The 22,299-nt window shown below is 34.1% G+C and carries 19 protein-coding genes; 9 read left to right on the top strand and 10 right to left on the bottom strand.

Annotated elements, in window-relative coordinates:
- The first annotated feature begins 1 nt into the window (after nucleotide 1).
- From ACW5R3_RS04990 to ACW5R3_RS05000, 3 genes are all read left to right on the top strand, one after another.
- Entirely contained in the window at nucleotides 2-1,993 is a 1,992-nt protein-coding gene (locus ACW5R3_RS04990) for a LamG domain-containing protein (RefSeq protein ID WP_456578512.1), read from the top strand.
- Nucleotides 1,994-2,130: 137 nt separating this feature from the next.
- Nucleotides 2,131-3,459: a signal recognition particle protein gene (gene ffh / locus ACW5R3_RS04995; protein WP_456578513.1), complete on the top strand. Its 1,329-nt coding sequence runs from the start codon at nucleotides 2,131-2,133 to the stop codon at nucleotides 3,457-3,459.
- Nucleotides 3,460-3,515: 56 nt separating this feature from the next.
- Complete coding sequence (locus tag ACW5R3_RS05000) at nucleotides 3,516-4,397, top strand: bifunctional 5,10-methylenetetrahydrofolate dehydrogenase/5,10-methenyltetrahydrofolate cyclohydrolase (protein WP_456578514.1); 882 nt, start codon at nucleotides 3,516-3,518, stop codon at nucleotides 4,395-4,397.
- A 117-nt stretch (nucleotides 4,398-4,514) separates the two neighbouring features.
- On the opposite strand, the gene rluF is transcribed toward ACW5R3_RS05000, so the two are convergent.
- Genes rluF through ACW5R3_RS05030 form a run of 6 tightly spaced genes read right to left on the bottom strand, consistent with a single transcriptional unit; the run spans nucleotide 4,515 to nucleotide 9,578 of the window.
- Entirely contained in the window at nucleotides 4,515-5,279 is a 765-nt protein-coding gene (gene rluF / locus ACW5R3_RS05005) for a 23S rRNA pseudouridine(2604) synthase RluF (RefSeq protein WP_456578515.1), read from the bottom strand.
- A 16-nt stretch (nucleotides 5,280-5,295) separates the two neighbouring features.
- Nucleotides 5,296-6,123, bottom strand: coding sequence for an alpha/beta fold hydrolase (locus ACW5R3_RS05010; protein WP_456578516.1), 828 nt, complete (start codon nucleotides 6,121-6,123; stop codon nucleotides 5,296-5,298).
- Complete coding sequence (locus ACW5R3_RS05015; RefSeq protein ID WP_456578517.1) at nucleotides 6,120-6,485, bottom strand: cupin domain-containing protein; 366 nt, start codon at nucleotides 6,483-6,485, stop codon at nucleotides 6,120-6,122. The genes ACW5R3_RS05010 and ACW5R3_RS05015 overlap by 4 nt, the downstream gene beginning before the upstream one ends.
- A gap of 5 nt (nucleotides 6,486-6,490) precedes the next feature.
- Nucleotides 6,491-7,456 (bottom strand): YitT family protein, encoded by a 966-nt coding sequence (locus ACW5R3_RS05020; RefSeq protein WP_456578518.1) that lies wholly within the window; start codon nucleotides 7,454-7,456, stop codon nucleotides 6,491-6,493.
- A 6-nt stretch (nucleotides 7,457-7,462) separates the two neighbouring features.
- On the bottom strand, nucleotides 7,463-8,017 hold the full coding sequence (locus tag ACW5R3_RS05025) for a hypothetical protein (protein WP_456578519.1): 555 nt from the start codon (nucleotides 8,015-8,017) through the stop codon (nucleotides 7,463-7,465).
- A 31-nt stretch (nucleotides 8,018-8,048) separates the two neighbouring features.
- Complete coding sequence (locus ACW5R3_RS05030) at nucleotides 8,049-9,578, bottom strand: helicase HerA-like domain-containing protein (RefSeq protein WP_456578520.1); 1,530 nt, start codon at nucleotides 9,576-9,578, stop codon at nucleotides 8,049-8,051.
- Nucleotides 9,579-9,774: 196 nt separating this feature from the next.
- On the opposite strand from ACW5R3_RS05030, the gene ACW5R3_RS05035 reads away from it, so the two are divergent.
- Nucleotides 9,775-10,407: a 7-carboxy-7-deazaguanine synthase QueE gene (locus tag ACW5R3_RS05035; RefSeq protein ID WP_456578521.1), complete on the top strand. Its 633-nt coding sequence runs from the start codon at nucleotides 9,775-9,777 to the stop codon at nucleotides 10,405-10,407.
- Nucleotides 10,408-10,479: 72 nt separating this feature from the next.
- On the opposite strand, the gene ACW5R3_RS05040 is transcribed toward ACW5R3_RS05035, so the two are convergent.
- Nucleotides 10,480-11,019, bottom strand: a complete 540-nt coding sequence (locus ACW5R3_RS05040) for a DUF2911 domain-containing protein (RefSeq protein ID WP_456578522.1) — start codon at nucleotides 11,017-11,019, stop codon at nucleotides 10,480-10,482.
- A gap of 235 nt (nucleotides 11,020-11,254) precedes the next feature.
- Here ACW5R3_RS05040 and asnB point away from each other — a divergent pair, with 235 nt between their 5' ends.
- The 5 genes from asnB (at nucleotide 11,255) to secDF (ending at nucleotide 20,175) form a co-directional block, all read left to right on the top strand.
- The gene (gene asnB / locus ACW5R3_RS05045; protein WP_456578523.1) at nucleotides 11,255-12,916 is read left to right on the top strand and encodes an asparagine synthase B; all 1,662 of its coding nucleotides are present in this window, start codon (nucleotides 11,255-11,257) and stop codon (nucleotides 12,914-12,916) included.
- 353 nt (nucleotides 12,917-13,269) lie between these two features.
- Nucleotides 13,270-15,219: a DNA topoisomerase (ATP-hydrolyzing) subunit B gene (gene gyrB, locus ACW5R3_RS05050; protein WP_456578524.1), complete on the top strand. Its 1,950-nt coding sequence runs from the start codon at nucleotides 13,270-13,272 to the stop codon at nucleotides 15,217-15,219.
- Nucleotides 15,220-15,409: 190 nt separating this feature from the next.
- Nucleotides 15,410-16,336, top strand: coding sequence for a malate dehydrogenase (mdh, locus tag ACW5R3_RS05055; RefSeq protein WP_456578525.1), 927 nt, complete (start codon nucleotides 15,410-15,412; stop codon nucleotides 16,334-16,336).
- A 48-nt stretch (nucleotides 16,337-16,384) separates the two neighbouring features.
- Nucleotides 16,385-17,047 (top strand): hypothetical protein, encoded by a 663-nt coding sequence (locus ACW5R3_RS05060; protein ID WP_456578526.1) that lies wholly within the window; start codon nucleotides 16,385-16,387, stop codon nucleotides 17,045-17,047.
- Between the two features lie 161 nt (nucleotides 17,048-17,208).
- On the top strand, nucleotides 17,209-20,175 hold the full coding sequence (secDF, locus tag ACW5R3_RS05065; RefSeq protein WP_456578527.1) for a protein translocase subunit SecDF: 2,967 nt from the start codon (nucleotides 17,209-17,211) through the stop codon (nucleotides 20,173-20,175).
- A 302-nt stretch (nucleotides 20,176-20,477) separates the two neighbouring features.
- Here the strand turns inward: secDF and ACW5R3_RS05070 are convergent, their stop codons facing one another.
- The 3 genes from ACW5R3_RS05070 to yidD all read right to left on the bottom strand — a co-directional run bounded on the left by ACW5R3_RS05070 (nucleotide 20,478) and on the right by yidD (nucleotide 22,265).
- Nucleotides 20,478-20,981: a DUF192 domain-containing protein gene (locus tag ACW5R3_RS05070; protein WP_456578528.1), complete on the bottom strand. Its 504-nt coding sequence runs from the start codon at nucleotides 20,979-20,981 to the stop codon at nucleotides 20,478-20,480.
- A gap of 1 nt (nucleotide 20,982) precedes the next feature.
- The gene (lgt, locus tag ACW5R3_RS05075) at nucleotides 20,983-21,912 is read right to left on the bottom strand and encodes a prolipoprotein diacylglyceryl transferase (RefSeq protein WP_456578529.1); all 930 of its coding nucleotides are present in this window, start codon (nucleotides 21,910-21,912) and stop codon (nucleotides 20,983-20,985) included.
- Nucleotides 21,913-22,025: 113 nt separating this feature from the next.
- Nucleotides 22,026-22,265, bottom strand: a complete 240-nt coding sequence (yidD, locus tag ACW5R3_RS05080; protein WP_456578530.1) for a membrane protein insertion efficiency factor YidD — start codon at nucleotides 22,263-22,265, stop codon at nucleotides 22,026-22,028.
- Between the last annotated feature and the right edge of the window lie 34 nt (nucleotides 22,266-22,299).

Here is a 22,299-nt window from a genome sequence, read left to right on the forward strand (position 1 = left end):
TATGAAAACACCAACCAAAAGTATTTTTCTATTTATTGGAATTCTGTTATTTATGTTTACTGCATGTCAGGAAGAAGTTCATGAGGAAACACAACCTAATGATACGGAAACTATTCAACCGAACTCCAATTTAGAAACCTTAATGAGAAACACTTCAGCTAATGATGGAAGTGTTGATGATATCCTAGATGGATCAGACTGTTTTACTGTTAATTTATCGGTAACTATTGTGGCAAATGGCGTGACTTTAACCATTGAAACGTTAGATGATTTAAGTTTGTTGGAAACTATTTTTAATGCTAGTGGCACTGATGAAGACTCGGTTGATTTTTTATTTCCTATTGTAATTATTTTAAATGATTATACTGCTGTAGATATCGAATCGGTTGAAGAACTGAATAATTTTATTGATACCTGTACGGCTAACGAAGATATTATTCAATGTGCCGATTTTGTATATCCTATTACCTTTTCAATCTATAATACCAGTTTCCAAATTATTGACACCGAAATTATTGATAATGATTATGAACTGTATATTTTCTTACAAGGATTGGAAGCGGGTACTGACGGAGCCATTTTAGCAAGTTTAAATTTCCCTGTTTCTGTTAGTTATTCTAATGGAAGGGTTGTAGAAGTTGACAATAATCAAGCATTAGAGGATGCTTTAAATGCAGCTTCTAATAATTGTGAATCTAGCTGTGTTGAGGATGATGTTTTAATAAACCTGCTAACCTGCCAGTGGAATATTGTTAGCTATGATAATACGGATGAATATATTGGTTATGATGTGTTTTTCGATGGACTTGGAAATGTGCAATTTGTTGATGGAGACACTACGGTTGCAATTGGTGGCTTATGGAGTCTGTCTACAGTAGATGGAGCGGTTTATGTGACTTTTTCTGAATTTACTGCCTTTTCAGAAGATCTAAACGGGACTTGGTTAGTAACCGTTTGTGAAGGTGATCGTTTAATTTTAACTCAGGAAATAAATGGCGCGTCGGTTGAAATGATTTTAGAGCAAATTTGTGTGTCAAACCCTTTTGATTGTTTTGAAAGTCAAACGATAACGGTTTGTGATACTGATAATGATCAATTTGAAGTTTTAGACTTAGAAACGCTTATTTTAGGAACCGTTATTTGCGAGGATACTTTTACGGCATCATTTTATGAAACTTATGCCGATGCTGAGGTTAATGTTAATCCCATTTCACAACCTGATAATTATACCATTATTACCAATCCTCAAACTATTTATTTAAGAATAGAAACCGTGAGTGGTAACTTTCAAGTATATGAAATAACGATAGCTCTTGAAAACTGTAATCCATGTGAGAATCCAGGGATTTTAACAAACGATCTTATAATTTATATGCCTTTCGGTAATGAAGTTAGAGAGTTGATTAGTGATTATGTCGTTCCTGGATTTACATATTTAACTGAAGATCGTGCAGGGAATCAAGCATGTGCAGTAGCTTTTGATGGCAGTGTGAACTTATCAGTTCCGGTAACAGCCCAAAACCAATTGGTCCAAGGGGATGATTTTTCGGTTAGTATTTGGTTTAAAATGCAAAATGAAAGTGCTGGAAATTTTGAAACTATTTTCCAAAAAGGTAGCGCTAATTCCGAAGGATTTCAAATGGCAGTATACGATTTAAATACGCCTTTGGTTAGTGATACAACTTCAGGTTATGGCTTGTGGGATAACGACTGGAATAACGAGGTTGACGTTGTTTGGACTAATACAGATTGGCATCACTTTGTTTTAACGCGTGATGCTAATAATACCATTCGCTTATATCGTGATGGCGAACTTCGTAATATGGATGAAAATTCTAATTTTGACATTGATACCGACCCACTTAGCAACTATATTTTGGGGCAATTTTTTATAGGACATCTAGATGATTTACGTGTTTATAAGCGCACCTTAACCTCTGACGAAGTTAATGAGTTATACACCTTAGAAGCAGATTGTTTTCAATGTTTTTAACACGATATTTTTAGCTATAATTCAAAATAAAAAGAGTTGCTTTATAAAGCAACTCTTTTTTTGTAATTAAAATAAGGGTAACGCTTTATTAATACCAATCAAATCATTAAATTTGCATCTTTAAAATTATAAGAAGTATGTTTAATAATTTAAGTGAAAAGTTAGATAAAGCGTTACACGTATTAAAAGGACACGGTAGTATTACAGAAGTAAACGTTGCCGAAACCCTAAAAGAAGTACGTAGAGCTCTTTTAGATGCCGATGTTAACTTTAAGATAGCTAAAGAATTTACCGTTCGTGTAAAAGAAAAAGCACTTGGACAAAATGTATTAACAACACTTCAGCCAGGTCAATTAATGGTTAAAATCGTTAAAGACGAATTAACCGAATTGATGGGTGGTGATGCTGCAGGTTTAAATTTATCGGGAACACCAAGCGTTATTTTAATGTCTGGTTTACAAGGATCGGGTAAAACAACCTTTTCTGGTAAATTAGCTAATTTTCTAAAAACTAAAAAAACCAAAAAACCTTTATTAGTTGCTTGTGATGTATATCGTCCAGCTGCGGTAGATCAATTACATGTTGTAGGAGATCAAATAGGTGTTGAGGTTTATAGTGATAAAGGTAATACGGACCCTGTTGCTATTGCACAAGCCGGTATTGCTCATGCCAAGGAAAACGGACATAATGTAGTAATTATTGATACCGCTGGTCGTTTAGCTGTTGATGAGGCTATGATGACCGAAATATCAAATATTCACAAAGCTATCGAGCCACAAGAAACGTTATTTGTGGTAGACTCAATGACAGGTCAGGATGCTGTAAATACAGCTAAAGCCTTTAATGATGTTTTAAATTTTGATGGTGTTATTCTAACAAAATTAGATGGTGACACACGTGGAGGTGCTGCTATTTCTATTAAATCTGTTGTTGATAAACCTATTAAATTTATAGGAACAGGGGAGAAAATGGAAGCTATTGATATCTTCTACCCATCACGTATGGCTGAACGTATCTTAGGAATGGGTGATGTTGTATCGCTTGTTGAACGTGCTCAGGAACAATATGATGAAGAGGAAGCTAGAAAACTTCAGAAGAAAATTGCTAAAAACCAATTCGGGTTTGACGATTTCTTAAAGCAGATTCAGCAGATTAAGAAAATGGGTAATATGAAAGACCTTATTGGTATGATTCCAGGTGCTGGGAAAATGATGAAAGGTATTGATATAGATGACGATGCTTTTAAAGGTATTGAAGCTATTATTCACTCAATGACACCGTTAGAACGTACAAATCCTTCGGTAATAAATGCCAGTAGAAAAAAACGTATCGGTAAAGGTTCTGGTACATCAGTTCAAGAGGTTAATCAGCTTTTAAAGCAATTTGACCAAATGAGCAAAATGATGAAGATGATGCAAGGTGGCGGCGGTAAGCGCATGATGCAAGCTATGAAGAACATGCGATAATCTTAACCCTGTTAAGAGATATTTAAATTTTAACTATATAGACTAAACAATTGACCATGACAATTTTAGACGGTAAAAAAGTAAGTAACGACATTAAAAATGAGATTACTGAAGAGGTGACAAAAATGAAAGCTAAAGGCGAAAAAGTACCTCACTTAGCCGCTGTAATTGTAGGTAATGATGGCGCTAGTTTAACGTATGTTGCTAGTAAGGTTAGAGCGTGTGAGCGCGTAGGTTTCGAGTCAACTATGGTTCGTTTATCTAATACAACAAGTGAAATTGAACTATTAGATAAGATTCATGAGTTAAATGAAAATTCAGATATTGATGGGTTTATCATTCAACTTCCATTACCACCACAAATTAATACTCAAAAAGTATTAATGGCAGTAGATCCAGATAAGGATGTAGATGGTTTTCACCCGATGAATTTTGGTAAAATGGCATTAGATATGTCAACCTTTATTCCGGCAACACCATTTGGAATTCTTGAATTATTAGATAGATATAACGTAGAAACAAAAGGGAAGCATACGGTTGTTATTGGTCGTTCGCATATTGTTGGTCGCCCAATGAGTATTTTAATGGGGCGTAAAGGCTTTCCAGGTAACTCTACGGTAACTATTACACATAGTCACACTAAAAATATTACTCAAATAACATCACAAGCTGATATTATTATTTCAGCATTAGGCGTACCTAATTTCTTAAAGGCTGAAATGGTTAAAGATGATGCTGTTATTATCGATGTTGGAATTACACGTGTACCAGATGATAATGCTCCAAAAGGTTATGTTATTACTGGTGATGTGGATTTTGAAAACGTAAGTAAAAAAGCAAGTTTCATTACGCCTGTTCCTGGAGGAGTTGGCCCTATGACTATTGCTATGTTGTTAAAAAACACGCTTCTAGCAAGAGAATTACACCGTCAAAAGTAAGACCAAACTAGAATAAAATTGATTATAAAAAAAACAGCCTTTAAATTAAAGGCTGTTTTTTTTATGCGTGTATTTTAGCTTTTGAAATATTCTAATCAGAACATAGAATCTTATGTTCTAGTTATTTCTTCTAGATTGTTTGCGTATTTTTTTCTCATTAAAAGTCTTATCGGAATCTACTAATAATTGTTGTAGTTCCGTAAGTTCCTCTTTGGTGAATTCTCGATATTCTCCAACAGGAATATCTAGTTTTATGTTCATAATTCGCACCCGTTTTAAGGTAGTAACTTCATAGTTTAAATATTCACACATACGTCTAATTTGACGGTTTAAACCTTGAGTTAATATTATTTTAAACGTGTAAGTATCCATTTTTTCCACAACACATTTTTTTGTAACAGTATCTAATATCGGGACACCATTAGCCATGCGCTCAACAAAAGTTTGTGAGATTGGTTTATCAACGGTAACAATGTATTCCTTATCATGATTATTGCTACCTCGTAATATTTTGTTTACAATATCGCCATCATCGGTAAGAAATATTAATCCTTCACTGGGTTTATCTAAACGACCGATAGGGAAAATACGTTTAGGGTAGTTTATGAAATCTATAATATTGTCCTTTTCAACACGTGTATCTGTTGTGCACACAATGCCTACAGGTTTGTTAAAAGCTAAATAGATAAAAGGAACTTGTTTAGGAGAAACTTCTTTACCGTCTACCGCTACAGTATCAGTTGATCGAACTTTGGTTCCCATTTCTGGAACTTTACCATTTATAGTAACGCGTCCGGCATCAATAAGTTTATCGGCTGCTCTGCGCGAGCAGTAGCCCACTTCACTTAAATATTTATTAAGTCTTGTTAGTTTTTCTTCCATGCTGCAAAGATATCATTTAACCGTTTAAAAACTCGTATATATGTTTAGATATACTTTCGTCCTTTAAGGAATGACCAAAGCCACTCGTCGTTATAAGTCTGCTGTTTTTTAAGCTATCTTTAATTAAAAGCGCATCCTCGTAAGGGATAATTCTATCTTTTTTATCGTGAATAATTAGGCCTTCTAAATTTAAAGATTTTAGAAATTTAGCAGTAGAGAAACTTTTAGGTTCCTTTTTAAAGCGTTCTTTAATTAAACGGTTAATAGCATTGGTTGTTCGATTGCTATAACCCATCATTTTTGAATACCTATTTAAAACGTCGGTGAATTCTGAAGGGGCACCTAGTAATATTAATTTATCGATGTCCTTATAGTCATTGTTAGATTGCGAGAAAACCGATGCCATACCTCCAACAGAATGACCTATTAGGCAGGTTGCATTAAACTTTTCGGACACAGCTTTAATAAAATCTGCATATAATATAGCGTTAAATCGTTTGCCGCCAGAACGGCCATGAGCTGGAGCATCTAAAGCAATAATATTGTAACCTAATTCCTTTAAAGGTTTGATTAAATACTCCCAACGGGCGGCATTACTTTCCCATCCGTGAACTAATAATATGGTTTTTCCTTTTCCTAACCACCTGTATGTCATGACAGGATGGTTGTTTACGGTAATTTCTTCGCGAAAGGCTGTGTCTAAGAAGTCAGATTGTTTTTCGTTTACTTGTCCGCCACGGGGTTTTGAAAATAAATAGAGTGCTAGTCTAGCAGCTAATTTTTTTGAAAATAAGGCTATAACATTTACTAAAAACCCGATTGTTTTTTGAATAATGATGATCATATGTCTTCCCGATTTACAGCATTGATGTTAAATGCGGGTTTACAAATAGCTAAATAAATACAAGGTTCTGTAAACGGGTTAGAGTATTGAACACGGGTGTTTTTATTAATTTTTATAGACTGCCCTGCTTCTAAAACAATTTGTTCCCCATCAATAATAAATTGTTTTTTGCCTTTTATTATAAAGGTGTATTCATCAAATTCGGGAGTTTGGAAAGGTTCACTCCAACCAGCAGGAGCGGTCATGTGTGCGATGCTAATTTCTGTATTTCCATCTGTAGCCAGTCCAAAATGTTCTTTTATAATTTTCCCATCTGTAGTTGGAACCACAAAAGGATCGTTTTGAATTTTGTAGGGTTTCATATGAGTTATTTAAGGGGTTTGCGTTTTATCATACCACCTCGTAAGTCTTTTACGGTGCCCATAATAATAAACGCTTTGCTATCAATTTTGTCTATCTCAGTTTCAAGTTTGGCTAATTCTAAACGAGTTACTACTGTGTAAATGATGTCCTTGTCATAACTTTGCCCGTTGGAGCCATAACCGCCTTTTCCGGCATAAATGGTGCAGGCACGTCTTAGTTTTTCGATAATCATTTTACGGATCTCTTCATGGTTATTAGAAACAATGGTTACGCCTACATATTCTTCTACACCATCTACAACATAGTCTACTGTTTTGGCGGCAGATAAATAGGTGAGTATGGCGTATAATGCTATTTCTACAGATAGGATATAAGCGCCAAATGAAAATATAATGAGGTTGATTAGCAGTAAAACATCACCTATGGTTAAGGATAGTTTTCTACTTAAATATAAAGCTAATACCTCGGTGCCATCTATTACAGCGCCACCTCTCATGGCCATACCTATTCCTAAACCTAAAAAGAATCCTCCAAAAACAGCAATTAGTAGTTTGTCGTCTGTAATAGTTGGGTAATTTACAAAATGAACGACTATAGCTAAAAGTGCAATGGCGGTAATACTTTTAAAAGCGAAACGATAATTAAATGTTTTAGCTCCTAAGATAATAAAAGGAAGATTAACCAAAATTAAAAGCAAACTAAAATCGAGGTTAGTAATGTTTTTAAGCAATAAAGAAATTCCTGTTGCACCTCCATCAATAAAGCGGTTAGGTAATAAAAATCCTTTTAATCCAAAACCTGCAGAAAATACCCCAACTATTATAAAAACAAATTCCTTTAAAGCATGAGAAAATTCCACTTGTAAGTTTTTTACAAGTGGTTCCAGTTGTTTGTCAGTTGCAGATTCTTGCTTTGATCCGAGTTGAACACGGGCAACCTTTTCTAATACTTTGGTTAAGAATGGTATCATAGTTAATTATTTCCAGCCAATCATAAAATATTTGATTTTTGCTGTTTTGGGTATTTGAATAGCTTCAATTTTAGCGCTAGGGTCAAATTGTAAGCTAGCAGGTAATTCTTTTTTGTCAATAGTGAAAAAGGCATCAATTTCATCTACAAATACAACTACGTTTCGAATAGTATTTTGAATACTTGAAATTTTGTAATTAGATTTTATATCACCAAAAGTACTAGCGGAGTTGATTCCTTTAGCGGTTTTATATCTTGGGTCGACAATTTTTATGGTTCGAATAACAGCTATTGAATCAAGCATGTTATCTGGGCTTAACACCAAAAGTAAATTATCGGTTTTATCAAAAACTTCAATATCATGATTGGCCGATACAAAAGCTTCTTCTTTTGGGAGCTTAGATATAGAGTCGTTTGGGAATGATAAAGATAAATTAGATACTTTGGTGCTGTCTGTAAGTAGGCCTATTCGTTTGTTAGAAATGCCAAATGGGTCTTTATCACTAGTGCAACTAGATAATAAACTTGCGATTACAAGGAGGCTTAAAATAATTTTTTTCATTCGGTGATTTTGGTGTTAATATTAGTGTTAGTTATTTCATGGCTTTACTTAAAATGCCAAAGATGCTTCTAATAAATGTAGCGCTTGTAAGCACTTTTACTATAGGATTCATGCGAGTACTGCTATTAGAGCGGCTTTTCTTTGATTGTGCTTTTTCTATAGCTTCATTTTCTTTGCGCGTTTTTTCTTTTAATTCTTCTGCCTGCGCGTTTTTTATTTTTTTATTTAGAATTTCGTAAGCACTTTCTCTATCAATTTCTTCGTTGTATTTTTTTACTAATTTAGAATCAGAAAGTAAGCTTTTTAGTTCTTTAGGTGTTAACACATCCATACGACTCATAGGAGCACGCATCATAGTAGCGGCTAATGGTGTAGGGCGTCCTTTTTCATTCAAAGCAGATACCAAAGCTTCTCCAGTACCTAATTCCGTAAGAACACTTGCGGTATCGTAATAGTCCGTATCAGGATAGTTTTGTGCAGCCAATTTTATTGCTTTCCTATCTTTTGCTGTGAAAGCGCGTAAAGCATGCTGGATTTTTAATCCTAGTTGACTTAATACAGTTTCAGGAACATCGGTTGGGTTTTGAGTTACGAAGTATAAACCAACGCCTTTACTTCTAATGAGTTTTACAATGCTTTCAATTTGATTGACTAGTGCTTTTGAAGCTTCATCAAAAATTAAATGGGCCTCATCAATAAATAAGACTATCTCAGGTCTTTCTGTGTCACCTTGTTCAGGAAATGTTGCGTAAATTTCGGCTAATAAGCTAAGCATAAACGTAGAAAACAGTTTCGGTTTATCTTGGATATCTGTTAATCTAATGATGTTGATATAGCCACGTCCATTTTCATCTACACGTAATAAATCATCTACTTCAAAAGATTTTTCTCCAAAAAAGATGTCACCACCTTGTTGTTCAATTTCTACAATTTTTCGCAAAATAGCGCCTGTTGATGCTGTTGAAATTCGCCCATATGCTTCTGTAAATTCCGCTTTCCCTTCGTTTGTTGCGTATTGTAGAATTTTTTTGAAATCCTTTAGGTCTAACAAGGGTAAATTATTGTCGTCGCAATATTTAAATATCACCGAAATAATACCGGCTTGTGTTTCAGTAACGTCTAAAATACGAGAAATTAAAACTGGGCCAAATTCACTAACGGTTGCTCTAAGGCGAACACCGTTTTGTTCGGAAAGCGTTAGCACTTCAACAGGGAATGCTTGTGGTGTAAATGGTAGTCCAATTTGATTGTGGCGCTCATTTATTTTTTCGTGACCAGGGCTAGGCTGTGCTAATCCACTTAAATCACCCTTTAAGTCCATCAGTAACACAGGAATACCTTTTTCGCTTAAGTTTTCAGCAAGTACTTGTAGGGTTTTTGTTTTTCCTGTACCTGTAGCACCAGCTATTAAGCCGTGCCTATTCATGGTTTTTAAAGGTATGTTTACAAAGGCGTTTTCTAATGTTTTGCCATCTAACATAGCGGATCCCAGTGTTATAAAGTCACCCGAATTACTATTACCTTCCTGAATGTGATTAAAAAAAGCTTCGTCTCTGTTCATACCTGAAATTTTGGATAAAAATACAATTCTTATATGAATAGCTATAAAATTTCTTTAGAATATACAGGTTGTAATTATAAATAAGAAGCTTTTTTGTGAAGCTCTAATTTTTCTGTTTTAGTAGGATGTGAGTAACTGTTTTAAAATTAGCTTCTAAATAGCACTTACTGAGTTCTGTTTTATATCTTTGCAGGCTATGACAAGAAGTGAAAGACAAGAGTTACTCGATAAAGGCCTTTTATTGCCTTTAATGGAGGAGTTTTATACCATTCAAGGTGAAGGTTTCCATAAAGGTACAGCGGCATATTTTATAAGAATTGGTGGTTGCGATGTTGGTTGTCATTGGTGTGATGTTAAAGAAAGCTGGTTGGCAGAATTACATCCGCCAACAGATACCGATAAAATTGTTGCTAATGCTGAGAAGTATAGTAAAACAATAGTCGTTACTGGTGGTGAGCCTTTAATGTGGGATATGACAGAGTTAACGAAGCAGTTAAAAGCAAAAGGTATGCAGACCCATATTGAAACTTCAGGCGCTTATGAGTTAACTGGCGAATGGGATTGGATTTGTTTGTCTCCAAAAAAAATGAAGCTTCCTACGCAACGTGTTTATGACAATGCGCATGAATTAAAAGTAATTATTTATAACAAAGATGATTTCCGTTTTGCTGAAGAGCAAGCAGCTAAAGTTAATGATAATTGTATCTTGTATTTACAGCCCGAGTGGAGTAAAAAAGATAAAATGGTTCCTAGCATTGTGGATTACGTTATGGAAAATCCAAAGTGGAAAGTGTCACTCCAAACACATAAGTATTTAAATATACCTTAATAATAAAAATGCCTTGCTTTACATTGTAAAGCAAGGCATTTTTATTAAGTATAAAATGTAGAACAGATTTTACTATTTGGTAGATGTTTTAACAGCAATACGAACTTTGTCCCAACCCATATGCATAGTTCCTTCTTTATCAAAACTAATTGAAAATGGCTCTAAAGATTCTTCAGCCATAACAACTGGTACGGTAACACGTGCCACATCATGTTCTTTATTGTAAAAATAAGAACCCCATGTGTTTAAATCTTTATTGATAATTACTGTCCACTCTTTTTCACCTGGAATAGTTGCTAAAGAATACGTGCCTTTAGTAATCATTTTACCTCCAAAATTCACGTCTTGGTAAAAAGTGATTTCTGCTGCTTCGTTTGCGCCTGTACGCCAAACTTTATCGTTAGGAGCTAACTGAGATAATAAACGGTTGTTTAGCTGAGGTCTACTATAGATAACGCGGATTACTTTATTAGGCTCTTTGTAGTCTGAAGGAAAAGACGTTGCATCCATTGGGCTCTTGTCTAATTCTGAGAATTGCTGTGCTGAAATTGTCATAGAAAATAGCATGGCAAAAGCAAAGGCTACTGTGGTAATAAAAGTTGATTTTTTCATAGTTTCTTTAAAAGGTTTATTTGTATAAAAATATTTAATTATTCTTTAAAAGTCGTAATCATTCAAAAATATTTACAAAATATAAGTATAAATGTCATTATTGTGTCTTTTACTTCTAATAAATACGTAATATTTTAATTTGTGTTTTAAAATGAAACTTATTCGCTTGTTTGTGTTTTTAAAATGAAACTTATATTTAATATTTGCTTCAGTAAATAAATAAAACATCTGAATTATGTGTGGAATTGTATGTGCTTTTGAATTGAAACAAAAAGCAAGTGAAGTAAGATCTCAAGTACTTGAAATGGCTAAAAAAATTCGTCATCGTGGGCCAGATTGGTCTGGTGTTTATAGTGATGATAAGGCTATTATGGCTCATGAGCGTTTAGCGATTGTAGATCCGGCGTCTGGTAAGCAGCCGTTATTAAGTGTGGATAAAAAGTTGGTTTTAGCTGCAAATGGCGAAATATATAACCACCAAGAATTACGCAAGCAGTTTCCTAATTATGCTTTTCAAACTAAAAGTGATTGCGAAGTAATACTTGCATTGTATCAAGAGAAAGGCGTGGATTTTGTAGATGACATGAATGGTATATTTGGTTTTGCAATTTATGATGTTGAGAATGATTCTTATTTTATAGCACGCGATCATATGGGGATTATTCCGTTGTATATAGGTTGGGATTCAAGTGGTACTTTTTATGTGGCATCGGAGTTAAAAGCTTTAGAGGGCTATTGTACAAAAATTGAATTATTCCCTCCAGGACATTACTTAAGTAGTGTGGATGGTGAGTTTGTACAATGGTATAAGCGCGAGTGGACTGAATATAATGCGGTTAAAGACAATGAAACAGAAATAAAAACTATAAAAGAAGCTCTTGAAGCTGCGGTTCACAGACAATTAATGAGTGATGTACCTTATGGTGTTTTGCTTTCGGGTGGTTTAGATTCGTCTGTTACTTCGGCTATAGCCAAAAAATATGCTCAGAAACGCATTGAGAGTAATGATCAAGCAGATGCTTGGTATCCGCAATTACATAGTTTTTCTGTTGGGTTAGAAGGTTCTCCAGATTTAGCTGCAGCTCGTAAAGTGGCTGATCATATTCAAACTATTCATCATGAAATTAAATTTACCATCCAAGAAGGCTTAGATGCTATTCGTGATGTTATTTATAATCTTGAAACCTATGATGTTACTACCATTCGTGCTAGTACACCTATGTATTTAATGGCTCGTGTAATTAAGTCTATGGGTATAAAAATGGTCCTGTCCGGAGAAGGTGCTGATGAGTTATTTGGTGGATACTTGTATTTTCATAAAGCGCCAAATGCGGAAGAGTTTCACGAAGAAACAGTGCGAAAATTAAGTAAGTTACATCAGTACGATTGTTTACGAGCCAACAAGAGCTTGGCAGCCTGGGGAATAGAAGGGCGTGTGCCATTTTTAGATAAAGAATTTATGGATGTAGCCATGCGAATCAACCCTGCAGATAAAATGATTAATGGTGAGCGTATGGAGAAATGGGTGATTAGAAAAGCATTTGAAGATATGATTCCTGAGAGTGTTGCTTGGCGCCAAAAAGAACAATTTAGTGATGGTGTTGGTTACAGTTGGATAGACACGTTAAAGGAGGTTGTTGCAGCTGAAGTTTCGGATGAACAATTGGCTAATGCTCACTATAAGTTTCCTTTACAAACTCCACAAAGTAAGGAGGAATTCTATTATCGATCTATTTTTGCGGAACATTTCCCTAGTGATGCAGCAGCCTTATCGGTGCCTCAAGAGGCTAGCGTAGCCTGTAGTACACAAATAGCATTAGAGTGGGATGCTGCATTTAAAAACATGAATGACCCTAGTGGGCGTGCTGTAGCTGCCGTTCATGCTGATGCTTATTAAAAAAAGGTATAAGTTATCAATAAAAGCTGTTTTGTTCCGGGAATTGACCGAAATAAGGCAGCTTTTGTTTTTTAAATAAAGCGTCTGAACAAGTTTTGATGTTTTTTGATTTTTAGAAATTACTAAAATTATCAATAATCTAATTTAAGATGCTTTTTAGCTGTTTTAAGCGCGTTTCTAGTAATTAACAAATGTTGATAATTTTAGAGGTGAATCTGTAAAAAGCTTTTAAAAAGCACTATTTTTTAGTATATTTGTTTGTATTCAAAATCCCGAAAACATTGCGGGATTTTTTTGTGAGGTTGTATTAAAAACCTCTAACATATATTGGAAACGAACAACAAACATTTTATATGAGCGAAAAAAGAGAAGAATTTAATAAAGATAACTATTCAGCGGATAGTATTCAGGCGCTGGAAGGTATGGAGCATGTTCGCATGCGTCCCTCTATGTATATTGGAGATGTAGGTGTCCGTGGTTTACATCATCTTGTTTATGAGGTGGTAGATAACTCTATTGATGAAGCTTTAGCAGGCCACTGTGATAATATTACAGTTATTATAAATGAAGATAACTCTATTACAACAGAAGATGATGGTCGTGGTATTCCTGTAGATTTACATAAAAAGGAAGGCGTGTCAGCTCTAGAGGTTGTTATGACTAAAATTGGTGCTGGTGGAAAGTTTGATAAAGACTCATACAAAGTATCAGGTGGTCTTCACGGTGTAGGTGTAAGTTGTGTTAATGCCTTATCTGAAAGTCTTAAAGCTACTGTGTATAGAAAAGGTGAAATTTGGGAGCAAGAGTACGAACGTGGTAAAGCTACTTACCCTGTAAAAAAGGTAGGCGATACGGACAAAAGAGGTACTATTGTTACTTTTAAACCAGATCCAACAATTTTCATCCAAACCTTAGAGTATAACTATGATACGTTAGCAAGTCGTTTACGTGAATTAGCATACTTAAATAAAGGTATTACCATTCATTTAATTGATAAGCGTCATAAAAAAGATGATGGTGAATTTGAAGGTGAAACTTTTCATTCAGAAGAAGGTTTAAAAGAATTTATAAAATTCTTAGATGGCAATAGAGAGCCTTTAATGAAAGATGCTATTTCTTTTGAAGGTGAAAAAAATGGAGTACCTGTTGAGGTTGCTATGATCTACAACACATCATATGCTGAGAATTTGCATTCTTATGTAAATAATATTAATACACATGAAGGTGGAACCCATTTATCTGGTTTCCGTAGAGGTTTAACACATACGCTTAAAAAATATGCCGATGAGTCTGGTATGTTAGATAAGTTGAAGTTTGATATTGCTGGTGATGATTTCCGAGAAGGTTTAACGGCAATTGTATCTGTTAAAGTTCAAGAGCCTCAATTTGAAGGACAAACAAAAACAAAATTAGGAAATAGAGAAGTTTCTGCTTCTGTTAGTCAAGCGGTTTCAGAAATGCTAACCGATTATCTAGAAGAAAACCCAGATACAGCTAAAGTTATAGTTCAAAAAGTAATTTTAGCAGCTCAAGCACGTCACGCAGCTCAAAAAGCACGTGAAATGGTACAGCGTAAAACGGTGATGAGTATCGGTGGTTTACCTGGTAAATTAAGTGACTGTTCTGAACAAGATCCAGAAAAATGTGAAGTATTCCTTGTTGAGGGAGATTCGGCGGGTGGAACGGCTAAACAAGGTCGTGATCGCGCATTCCAAGCAATTTTACCTTTACGTGGTAAGATTTTAAATGTGGAAAAAGCGATGACACATAAGGTTTTTGAAAATGAAGAAATTAAAAACATTTTTACGGCCTTAGGTGTAACTATTGGAACGGAAGAAGATAGTAAAGCTTTAAATCTTTCAAAATTACGTTACCATAAAGTTGTAATTATGTGTGATGCCGATATTGATGGTAGTCACATTGCAACATTAATTCTAACATTCTTCTTTAGATATATGAAGGAGTTAATAGAAAATGGTCATATTTATATTGCAACACCTCCTTTATATTTAGTTAAAAAAGGAGCTAAAAAGCAATATGCATGGTCTGATAAAGAACGTGATGATATTTTAAAAGAGTTTGGTGATAATGCTAAGATTCAACGTTACAAAGGTCTAGGAGAGATGAATGCTGAACAACTTTGGGATACAACTATGAACCCAGAGTTTAGAACGATGCGTTTAGTGCAAATAGATAACGGAGGCGAAGCCGATAGAATTTTCTCTATGTTAATGGGAGATGAGGTGCCACCAAGAAGAGAATTTATTGAGAAAAATGCTATATATGCTAATATTGATGCCTAATAGCTTTCTACTATAATATTTCTAAAAACGCGTTTATAAACTTATAAACGCGTTTTTTTTGATTATAAGTGTAATGTTATTTAAAGGAATTGCTTTGCAGTGCCATATTTCATCAATTCTATAAAACATATGTAATTTAAAAATATTAAATTTGTGGAATTAATGTTTCACAAATAAAAATCATAAATACATGAAAGTAACAGTAGTAGGAGCTGGAGCAGTAGGAGCCAGTTGTGCAGAATACATTGCCATTAAAAATTTCGCATCGGAAGTTGTTTTATTGGATATTAAAGAAGGTTTTGCCGAAGGTAAAGCAATGGATTTAATGCAAACAGCATCTTTAAACGGTTTTGATACTAAAATAACAGGAATCACTAACGATTATACGGCAACTGCTGATAGTGATATTTGTGTAATTACATCTGGTATTCCTCGTAAACCAGGAATGACTCGTGAAGAGTTAATTGGAATTAATGCAGGTATTGTAAAAACAGTATCTTCTAGTTTAATTGAGCACTCTCCAAATACGATTATCATTGTTGTTAGTAACCCAATGGATACGATGACATACTTAGTACATAAATCTACAAACTTACCAAAACACCGTATTATAGGTATGGGAGGAGCTTTAGATTCAGCACGTTTTAAATTCCGTTTAGCAGAAGCTTTAGGAGCACCTATTAGCGATGTAGATGGTATGGTTATTGGTGGACATAGTGATACTGGTATGGTACCATTAACGCGTTTAGCAACTCGTAACAGTGTATTAGTTTCTGAATTTTTATCAGAAGAGCGTTTAACACAAGTTAAGGAAGATACTAAAGTAGGTGGAGCAACTTTAACAAAATTATTAGGAACTTCAGCTTGGTATGCGCCAGGAGCAGCAGTAAGTGGTTTAGTTCAAGCAATAGCTTGCGATCAGAAGAAAATGTTTCCTTGTTCAACACTATTAGAAGGTGAATACGGTTTAAACGATATTTGTATTGGAGCGCCAGTAATTTTAGGTCGTAATGGTATCGAAAAAATTGTAGAGATTGAATTAGATGAAGCTGAAAAAGCACACATGCAGCAAAGTGCTGAAGGTGTTAGAAAAACAAATGGTTTATTATCATTATAAGCCCGTTTTCTAATACAAAAAACGACTATTAATTAATAATTTATAAAAATGAAAAAGCTATTATTTGCATTCATATTAACAGCAAGCTTGACGAGTTTTGCTCAAGAAACAATCACAGAAGGTGTTTCTAAATCAAAACAAATCATGTCTAGTGATAATGAGCAAATGCAAGCGCAATTAGCCATGGTTGGCGAAGTGCTTACTACCACTTATTTTAAAGACAATAAAACACGTTCTGAAACCTTTAGTCTTATGACGGGGAATACGACAACCATAATGAATGGAGAAACAAAAGAAATGTTGACTTACCTAGACAGTCAGGCAACAGGGAAATTGTATTCGCTTTCAACTATGGATCCTGATGATGAGACAATGAAAGATGTAAAAGTTGAAAAAGGTGATGAAACACGTACCTTTTTAGGCTATGAATGTCAGGAGTATAATGTGTCTGTTAGTAAAGAAGGAGCATCTATATCAATGGATATTTATGTTACGGATAAAATTTCAGCTATAAACCAACAAATGGCTCAAATGCGTGCCGGTATTGATGGTTTTCCTTTGTTCATGGAAATGAATATTAGTCAAGGAGGTATGGCTTTAACTATTACTAGTGAAGTTACCGAGGTTAAAAAAGAAAACGTTTCAGCCGATAAATTTGATATGACACCTCCAGAAGGTTATACAAAATCAGATAATTTAAGTGGTCTTTAATATTTAAAAATTATTAAAAACAAAAAAAACAGCTTATTAAGCTGTTTTTTTTTGTTTAAAAAGGAGCATAAACTATGCAAACCTTTTGTTAAATCATTATAGAAGATATATATTTGCTCGTTTTTAAAAATATCAACAAGTAATCATTAATTTAACACATAATGCAAAATAAAGGATTAGTAAAACTGTTTGCAATTTTGTTTGGGCTGGTAAGTATCTATCAGTTGTCTTTCACTTTTAAGGCAAATAGTATTGACGAAAGTGCTGTAGCGTTTTCAAATGGCGATGAAGTAAAAGAACGTAAGTATCTGGATTCCCTAGCAAACGAGGAGGTTTTCAACTTAGGAGTAGCGAATTATACCTACTCTGAAGTTAAAGAAAACTCGATGAATCTAGGTTTGGATTTAAAAGGTGGAGTTAGTGTTATTCTTCAAGTATCTGTAAAGGATATCTTAAAAGGATTAGCTAATTACAGTAAAAATCCAGTATTTAACCAAGCGTTAGATAACACTTCAGAAGTACAGAAAAATAGTCAAAACACATTTGTTGAAGATTTTTTCGTAGAATTTGATAAAATTAAAGGAGATACAAAATTAGCATCACCTGATATTTTCTATACGCGTGCTTTAGATGGTGAGATAGATGGTAGTATGACCGATACGGAAGTGCAGCCAATTATCGAGCGTAAAATAGATGAATCTATTATTTCTGCATTTGAGGTATTACGTAAGCGTATTGATGAATTTGGTGTTACATCACCAAGTATTCAGCGTTTAGGTAGTTCTGGTCGTATTTTAGTAGAGCTTCCTGGTGTTAAAGACAAGGAGCGTGCTATTCGATTATTACAAAGTACTGCACAGTTAGAATTTTGGGATGTTTATAAAAGAGATGTTTTTGGTCAGTTCTTATTTGATGCCAATAACTTCTTAAAAGAAATAGAAGCACCAAAAGAAGAAACAGTTGTTGTTAATGAAGATGCACAATCATCAGAAGATGCAGCTATTGAAGATTTATTAGGAGCAGATCCTGATTCAACTGCAACAGAAATCAATCCTTTACGTGATTTATTATTCCAATCACAAAACCCTGCTGCTGTAGCAATGGTTAACTTACAGGATAGAGATAAAGTTTTAGGGTATTTAAACATGCCTCAAGTACGTTCGTTACTACCTGCTGAACAACGTTATGTTAAGTTTGCTTTTGGTAAACCTGCAAAAGATAGCGAAGTTGTAGATTTATATGCTTTAGAAGGTAACCGTGATAACGTACCGCAATTAAGTGGTGCTGTTGTAACTGATGCACGCCAAGAGTATGATCCAATGGGTAAACCAACGGTTTCTATGCAAATGAACTCTAAAGGTGCTAAAATTTGGGAAGAAATGACCGGTAATGCCTTTACACAAGGTTCTAATATTGCAATTGTTTTAGATAACGTGGTGTATTCAGCACCAGGTGTTACAACAGGTCCAATTGCTGGGGGTAATTCTTCTATCTCTGGTAACTTTACATTAAATGAAGCAACCGATTTAGCAAACGTATTACGTGCTGGTAAACTACCTGCTTCTGCAGATATTATTCAAGGTGAAGTTGTGGGACCATCATTAGGTCAAGAAGCTATTGAGAGTGGTCAAAACTCATTCCTTATTGCATTGGCATTGGTATTAGTATGGATGTTCCTTTACTATGGTAAAGCTGGTTTATTTGCTGATATTGCTATGATGTTTAATATTGTTTTAATCTTCGGTGTTTTATCAGGATTAGGAGCTGTGTTAACATTACCTGGTATTGCTGGTATCGTATTAACAATTGGTATGTCGGTGGATGCTAACGTACTTATCTTTGAACGTATACGTGAAGAAATTGCAAAAGGTAAAAGCTTAAAGGAATCTATTGAAGATGGTTTCAGTAATGCTTTATCATCTATCTTAGATGCTAACATCACAACAGGGTTAACAGCGTTAATATTATTTATTTTCGGAACAGGCCCAATTAAAGGATTTGCTACAACTTTAATTATTGGTATTGCTACATCATTATTTACAGCAATCTTTATTACAAGATTACTTATTGATTGGTATGCTAACAAAAATGGTAATTTAGATTTCTCTACAGGTATTACTAAAAACTTGTTTAGAAACATTAATATCAATTTCTTAAAGAAACGTAAAATAGCTTATATCATTTCTGCTGTAGCTATCGTTATTAGTTTAGGATCGTTATTTACTAATGGTTTAGATCAAGGTGTAGATTTTGTTGGTGGTAGAACATATCAAGTTAGATTTGCTGACGATGTTAGTGCAAATGAAATTTCAGAATCACTTTCTGATGCATTTGGTAGTGCTGAAGCAAAAACATTTGGTAGTGCAAACCAATTAAAGATAACGACTAAGTATAAAGTAAACGAAACAGATAATGCTATTGATGAAGAAATCAGAAGTACATTATTTAATGAATTACAACCTTATTTAAACGGATTATCTTACGAAGACTTTATTAGTGATGATCAACATAAAACAGTTGGTTTAATGAAGTATTATAAAGTAAGTCCTACTATTGCTGATGATATTAAAACAGAATCTATTTGGGCTGTTTTCGGATCATTATTAGTTGTATTTTTATATATCTTATTCCGATTCAAAAGATGGCAATTCTCATTGGGTGCGGTTGCAGCTGTATTCCATGATGTATTAATTGTTTTAGGTGTTTTCTCTTTAACATATAAGTACATGCCATTTAGTATGGAAATAGATCAAGCGTTTATTGCAGCTATTCTTACGGTAATTGGTTACTCATTAAATGATACCGTGGTTGTATTTGATAGAATTCGTGAATTCTTTAATGAGCATGCTGCTTGGCCATTTAATAAAGTAATTAATGTATCATTAAGTAGTACTTTAAGTAGAACCTTAAATACCTCTTTAACTACATTAGTAGTGTTATTAGCTATCTTTATCTTCGGTGGTGATTCTATCAGAGGATTTATGTTCGCCTTAATTGTAGGTGTGGTAGTTGGTACATACTCATCATTATTTATTGCAACGCCTTTAATGTATGATGCGGTTAAGAAAGGAAATGCTGCTGATGCTTTAAAAGATAAAGAAACAGTAGAAGAAACAGAGGAAGCGTAAGCAGAATCTATATTATATATTAAAAGCCTTTTTAAGTTATGCTTAAAAAGGCTTTTTTATGCGCTTAATTGAAATATTGTTACATCTATAGAAAGGTTACTTATTAGAATCCAGTTTAGCATTTAAAAAGGTTGTTGAGATGTATTCTTATTCTGTGCTCATTATTTCGGTCAAATAAGCTATTTGTAATACGTTTAATGTGATATGATACTCTTGTTTGATTTTATAATATAGTCTGTTTACAGGTTGTTTATGGGAGTCCTGTGTATTAGATATTATAAAAATATTAAAGATACTAGCTGTTAAATATTAGTTGAAGTAAAAGTCATTTTGTCTCCCACAGCGAGTTGCCATTTTGCAACCAAACCGCTGTTTACTTCTAGTACATATTTAGCAGCTTCATAAGATGGAAGTGATGATTCATCAAAAGGCTGTGCATTCTCTTGAAAGCTTACAATTGTTTTCTGACTATCTAAATAAATAAGATCTAAAGGGATACGCGTATTTTTCATATAAAAAGATCGCGGTTGTTCATTTGGGAATATAAATAACATTCCACGATTGGTTTTCATGGATTCCCGGTACATTAAGCCTGTTTGTGTTTCAAATTCATTATCGGCAATTTCTATGTCTAGTTTTGCTATAACCGAATCGTTTGCTTGTTTAAGGAGTGTTAATTCACCTTCTTTTTTAAAGCTAACTTTTGCTTGTTTTGTTTTTTTAGGTTCTTCTTTACAAGCTGTTGAAACTATTGAAAAGCCTAATACGGTAGCCAAACCAATAGTCTTAAAATACGTGTATTTCATTTTAGTTATTACTTGTTTTTGGTTTGTAAATAAACATAAAGTACAATCCAATTATTATAAATGGAATACTTAACATTTGTCCCGTATTTAAACCTAAAAAGGTAATGTATTCGTCACCTTGTGGTTCTTTTACAAATTCCACAAAGAAACGTATTGTCCATAAAAGCACTAAAAATAGTCCAAATAAATAACCGCTCTGTCGACCTTTATTGGTTTTTTGGTAAATAAACCATAAAATTAGGAAAACAAATATGTAGCAGAAAGATTCGTAAAGCTGTGCAGGATGTCTAACAGGAACAGCATCTAATAAATATTGAAACTGTGGATTGTCAGTTACAGCTGCATAAGCTTCTTTGTAGTTTTGAATACCAGTTTCCGCAACAATTTGACGTTTACTGTAGTACTCCTGAACAAACCTTACACCTAGAGGTGAATCGGTTATTTTTCCTATTATTTCGGAGTTGATAAAATTACCAATTCTAATAAAAACAGCACCTGAAGCTACTGAAATTACAACTCTATCTAATATCCACATAAGGGATTTGTAAGTGTATTTTTTACGGTATAAATACATACCTATTATAATACCTATCGCAGCTCCATGGCTAGCTAAACCTTGAAAACCGGTAAACTCTATGCCGCCTTTAAATCTAAACGGAAGGAAAATACTAAAAAAGTCTTCAGAAATTAATTCCGATTGATAAAATAAAACATGACCTAAACGGGCACCAAGCATAGTTGCTAATACTGTATATATAAAAAGCGGGTCTAAATATTCCTGATTTACATCTTCTTTTATAAAAATACGTTTCATTATCTGAAACCCTAAAAGAAAAGCAACAATCCACATAACACTGTAAAAGTGTAATTGAAAAAATCCAAATAAATCTATTCCAGTTACTGGGTTCCAGTCAAATTGTAATGCTAACATGTGGTTTGTTTTTATAGCCGTAAATATAAGTATTTGCAAATCGATACGAAAGCTATGGCGTTATAATGAAATGTTATTTTTTTACCTGTTTGGTCGTTGGGAATAGGCTGTTTTTAGTTGTCATCTTTTGCAGGAACAGGATCATAACCTGAACCACCCCAAGGATGACAACTAAAAATCCGAACAATAGCCAATTTACCTCCTTTAAAAAAACCATGTGTTTCTAAAGCCTCTTTTGCATAATGAGAACAGGTTGGTTGATAGCGGCACGTAGCCGGTGTAAAGGGCGAAATAAAGATTTGATAGATCCGTATGAGTAATAAAAATGGATATGTAAGTATTTTTTTTAACACGCAGAAATAACCATTTCTTATTAAGTATTCGGTT

The sequence above is a fragment of the Algorimicrobium bowmanii genome (assembly GCF_054031195.1).

Coding starts and splice junctions, on each gene's coding strand:
- asnB (WP_456578523.1), top strand. CDS start 11,255: ATGTGTGGAATTGTATGTGCTTTTGAATTGAAACAAAAAGCAAGTGAA.
- ACW5R3_RS05070 (WP_456578528.1), bottom strand. CDS start 20,981: ATGAAATACACGTATTTTAAGACTATTGGTTTGGCTACCGTATTAGGC.
- mdh (WP_456578525.1), top strand. CDS start 15,410: ATGAAAGTAACAGTAGTAGGAGCTGGAGCAGTAGGAGCCAGTTGTGCA.
- rluF (WP_456578515.1), bottom strand. CDS start 5,279: ATGGAAGAAAAACTAACAAGACTTAATAAATATTTAAGTGAAGTGGGC.
- ffh (WP_456578513.1), top strand. CDS start 2,131: ATGTTTAATAATTTAAGTGAAAAGTTAGATAAAGCGTTACACGTATTA.
- lgt (WP_456578529.1), bottom strand. CDS start 21,912: ATGTTAGCATTACAATTTGACTGGAACCCAGTAACTGGAATAGATTTA.
- ACW5R3_RS05010 (WP_456578516.1), bottom strand. CDS start 6,123: ATGATCATCATTATTCAAAAAACAATCGGGTTTTTAGTAAATGTTATA.
- ACW5R3_RS05035 (WP_456578521.1), top strand. CDS start 9,775: ATGACAAGAAGTGAAAGACAAGAGTTACTCGATAAAGGCCTTTTATTG.
- gyrB (WP_456578524.1), top strand. CDS start 13,270: ATGAGCGAAAAAAGAGAAGAATTTAATAAAGATAACTATTCAGCGGAT.
- ACW5R3_RS05025 (WP_456578519.1), bottom strand. CDS start 8,017: ATGAAAAAAATTATTTTAAGCCTCCTTGTAATCGCAAGTTTATTATCT.
- ACW5R3_RS04990 (WP_456578512.1), top strand. CDS start 2: ATGAAAACACCAACCAAAAGTATTTTTCTATTTATTGGAATTCTGTTA.
- ACW5R3_RS05015 (WP_456578517.1), bottom strand. CDS start 6,485: ATGAAACCCTACAAAATTCAAAACGATCCTTTTGTGGTTCCAACTACA.
- ACW5R3_RS05040 (WP_456578522.1), bottom strand. CDS start 11,019: ATGAAAAAATCAACTTTTATTACCACAGTAGCCTTTGCTTTTGCCATG.
- ACW5R3_RS05020 (WP_456578518.1), bottom strand. CDS start 7,456: ATGATACCATTCTTAACCAAAGTATTAGAAAAGGTTGCCCGTGTTCAA.
- ACW5R3_RS05060 (WP_456578526.1), top strand. CDS start 16,385: ATGAAAAAGCTATTATTTGCATTCATATTAACAGCAAGCTTGACGAGT.
- ACW5R3_RS05000 (WP_456578514.1), top strand. CDS start 3,516: ATGACAATTTTAGACGGTAAAAAAGTAAGTAACGACATTAAAAATGAG.
- ACW5R3_RS05030 (WP_456578520.1), bottom strand. CDS start 9,578: ATGAACAGAGACGAAGCTTTTTTTAATCACATTCAGGAAGGTAATAGT.
- secDF (WP_456578527.1), top strand. CDS start 17,209: ATGCAAAATAAAGGATTAGTAAAACTGTTTGCAATTTTGTTTGGGCTG.